The organism is Aeromonas sp. Y289-2 (assembly GCF_027705925.1).
GTDB classification, from domain to species: Bacteria; Pseudomonadota; Gammaproteobacteria; order Enterobacterales; family Aeromonadaceae; genus Aeromonas; species Aeromonas veronii.
Genome location: NZ_JAPDCH010000053.1, coordinates 1 through 578 on the forward strand (window position 1 = coordinate 1; position 578 = coordinate 578).

The window sequence follows — 578 nt, forward strand, 5'->3', positions numbered from 1 at the left end:
TTGAATGGGTTCATGTGCAGCTCCATCAGCAAAAGGGGATGATAAGTTTATCACCACCGACTATTTGCAACAGTGCCGTCCAGCGGATATCAGCGCTGAAAGATGATGGCTGAGCGTGGAGGCAGGAATCTCAAGGTGCTTCTGCAGTTCGCCAACCGGCAGGCCTTCATGACCCGCCCTGACCAGCTCCCGGTATATGCTGAGACGTGTCGGGTGGCCCAGTTCTCGAAGTGCGTTTGCAGCAGTGTTTAAATCCATAATACCTCCTTTATCTATATTTCCAGAATAATAGAAATATAGCCTGCGTCAATCGTTTCTGCCGTGAGGGTACCGCTTTCCCAATCATGCTCTGTCCGCCAGGTTATGGGGGGCAGAGCCAGAGCACTACCGAAATCCTTGCGAATACCCGTGCAGGGAATAATTTCCGCCCCCTTTATGGCCGGAAAAAAAACTGATAAACGTCGCCTTTTCAGAAGGTTGCTTTCTTAACGTGGTTTTTCGGGCACTGTTGCAAATAGTCGGTGGTGATAAACTTATCATCCCCTTTTGCTGATGGAGCTGCACATGAACCCATTCAA

2 protein-coding genes are annotated in these 578 nt (G+C 49.5%); both read right to left on the minus strand.

The features are described 5' to 3' along the window. Positions 1-60 precede the first annotated feature (60 nt). Entirely contained in the window at positions 61-258 is a 198-nt protein-coding gene (locus OKC43_RS21680) for an ArsR/SmtB family transcription factor (protein WP_000365431.1), read from the minus strand. Between the two features lie 126 nt (positions 259-384). After that, on the minus strand, positions 385-578 hold a 194-nt coding region (locus tag OKC43_RS21685; RefSeq protein WP_124770318.1), incomplete at its 5' end, for a hypothetical protein.